General features: G+C 77.5%; 2 protein-coding genes. Both read left to right on the plus strand.

Annotation, left to right across the window (positions count from 1 at the left end):
• The coding region (locus tag ACXJKB_RS22660; protein WP_457192469.1) for a hypothetical protein at positions 1-1,598 on the plus strand (1,598 nt) is incomplete at its 5' end.
• Positions 1,595-3,067: FtsX-like permease family protein (locus ACXJKB_RS22665; protein WP_457192471.1), on the plus strand; the 1,473-nt coding region annotated here is incomplete at its 3' end. The genes ACXJKB_RS22660 and ACXJKB_RS22665, both read left to right, overlap by 4 nt.

Here is a 3,067-nt window from a genome sequence, read left to right on the forward strand (position 1 = left end):
GCCGGCTCGCCCGGCGTCCCGGCCTCGGGCCGTCGCTCGCCGGCCACCGCCTCGCGCTGCCGCGGGCCGCGACCGGTCTCCCCGTCCTGGTCGGCTCGGCCGTGCTCCTCGGCTGCGCCGCCAACACGGCGCTGGCCGTCCACGACTGGACGCGCGACACCTCGCTCGTGACGTCCGCGACGCCCCTGGTGGTGTCGTACGACGGCCCGGCCGACGGACTGCTCGAGGCGACCCGCAAGGCCGACCCGGACGGCCAGTGGCTGATGGCCGCGATCCGGGTCCTGGAGGACGACCGGCCGATCTCGCGTCGGGTCTACCTCGACACCGCCCGCTACGAGCGGGTCGTGGGTGACCGGCTGGCGGGGACCGCCGCCGCCGACGGCTCCGCCGAGGTGTCCGACCTCGGCGACGCTGCCGCCGCGACCGATCCCGAACCGGTCACCACCGGACGCCGCATGACCGTCCGCCTCGAGCTCGCGGGCTCCCGCCCACGCCCCCTGCGCCTCGACGTGCTGACGGTGAGCCCGTCCGGGTCGGGCCGCCAAACCGTCTTCGCCCGGCCGACGCCGGGGACGCCGACGACCGTGTCCGCCGACCTGGTCCGGTGCGAGACCGGCTGCCGGGTGACCGGGATGGAGGTCGCCATCGGCTTCCCGTGCAACGACGACACCTGGGCCCAGCCCCGCTGCCAGCGGCCGGCCCTCACCCTGACTGAGCTCGACCTCGGCGGTCTGGACCTGCTCGCCCGCCCGTGGGTGCTGGCCGAGCCCGACGAGCGGCCCCCGGGCGAGGTCGCGTCCACGCCCGGACGGCTCCGGGTCCGGCCGAGCAGCGCCGGCACCAGCTACCTCGCCACCGACAGGTCGCCCTGGGCCACCCCGATCCTCGCCACGAGCAGCGTGGAGTGGCCTGACGCGCCGGAGGCCCCGACCACCGGTGGCATGGCCCGCCCGGCCCGCCTCCTGGCGACCGCCGACGCCCTGCCCGTCGTGGGCGCGGCCGGCACCGTGCTCGACCTGCCGACCTCCGTGGTCCCGGGCACCGGTGCCGTGGCGCGCGCCGAGCCGCTGGTCCTCGCGCGCGCCGACACCCCCGACAGCGTGCTGGCCCAGGTCGGCACGCCCCGTCAGGGCCGCGAGCTCTCGCGCGAGGTCGTCGAGGCCGCCGACGACGGCGTCGCGAGGCGGTTCGCCCTGCTCGCTGCCGGCGGCGCGCTGCTCGGGCTGCTGGCCGTCGTGCTGCCGGCCGCGAGGCTGCGACGCGAGCGCACCCACGAGCGCGCGGTGCTGCGTCTCGTCGGCGTACGCCGGTCCGACCAGCGCGCCGCCGGCCGCCTGCAGGTCGTCGTGATGGCGCTCGCGGCCGGCCTGGCGAGCGTCGCTGCGACGCTGCTGGTCGTCTCGACCCTCTCCGACGCCCTTCCGGTGCTGGCCGCCGGCCCGGGCCAGCTCCCCCTCGACACCGGGCCCCGTGTCCTCGCGCTCGTCCTGGCGGGCACCGTCGCGACCGGGCTCGCAGGGCTCACCACCTGGTGGACCGGCCACGTCCCGGACCGCGCCAGCCTCCCGGCCCGGCTGCGTGAGGAGGTGACGACGTGATCCGGGTGGCGCTCGACGGCCTGCGGTCGCGCTCCCTGCTCTCGCTCGGCACCCTGCTCCTGCTGGTGGTGGCGCTGGGCTCGGCGGTGCTCGGCCCGTCCTTCGCCGCTGCCGTCGGCAACGCGTACGCGGTCACCCGCCTCGAGGAGGAGCGCAACGTCCTGACCGGGCGCACGTGGCAGGTCCGGCCGAGCAGCGCCGTCGACGACCCCGGCGCCCTGCTCAACGACACGCTCGCACAGCTCGTGCTGCCGGGGGACCAGCACGCGGCCACCGCCCAGCTGGAGACCAGCCGGGTGCTCGCCCCGGGTGCCCTCGGCGAGGTGATGCTGCTGGCGAAGCCCGACGCGTGCGCGAATCTCGACCTCGAGGGCCGTTGCCCCGCCGCGCCGGGCGAGGTGGCCGTGCTGGCCGGGGACGCGGAGGAGGACGGCCACGAGATCGGCGACCGGATCGAGCTGGGCGAGCCGTTCGGCACGCTCACCCTCGTCGGCACCTACGCCTATCCCTCGGGCCCGCGCGTCTCGCCCGAGCGGCGCGAGACGCTCGAGGACTTCTGGTTCGAGCCGGGTCGGCTGGCGTCGGTGCCCGCCACCGTGCGTCCTGATGGACGCCTGGGCACCGACATCGCCCGGCAGCCGGCGCCCTACCTCGTCGCTCCCGACCAGCTCACCGGGCTGCCGCCGAGCCTGCTCCTGGTCCGGGTCGACAGCCGCATCGACGTACCGACCGACCTGGACGCCGCCGACCTGCCGGCGCTGGCCGAGCGCGCCGCCGCCGACCCGGCGCCGCAGCAGCTCGCGGTGGGCACCGCCGCCGAGATCTCCAACAACGACCTCGACGGCATCGTCGCCGACGTCGAGAGGGAGCGGCGCTCCGCGCTCCTCGCGGTCACGCCGGCCGTCGTCTCCCTCGTCCTCGTCGCCCTCGCCCTGCTGAGTCGCCTGACCTCGGCAGCGGGCGAGCTGCGGGTCCCCGACCTGGCCCTGGCCTCGCTCCGCGGCGCCGACCGCCGGCGGACCTGGCTGCTGGCGCTGAGCGAGCCGCTGCTCCTCGTCGCCCTGGCGGTGCCGGTCGGCGTCGCGGGCGGCGCGGCCCTCACCTGGGCACTCGTGCGCGCGTGGTTGCCCGCCGGGCTGCCGGTCCCGGTGCCGGCGTACGCCGTGCTCGCGTCCGTCGCCGTCGTCGCATGTGCCATCGCGGTCTGCGTCGTCTCGACCCGGGCGGTGCTCGCCCGCAGCCTCGCCGACCAGCTGAGCGGCCAGGCCCGGCCCCGCCCGGCGGGTCGGCTCGCGGTGCTGGTCGCCCTTGCGCTCGTGGCGCTGACCCTCGTCCTCGTGGTCGCCGCCCTCACCCGGCCGGCCGGCGGCGCCACCGACGCCGCCGACCTCGTGCTGCCGCTGCTGATCGCCGCCGTCATGGGGCTCGCCGCTGCCGCCGGCACCCGCGCGGCCGCACGTGCGCTGGCC

This window comes from Nocardioides sp. P5_E3 (assembly GCF_054049275.1).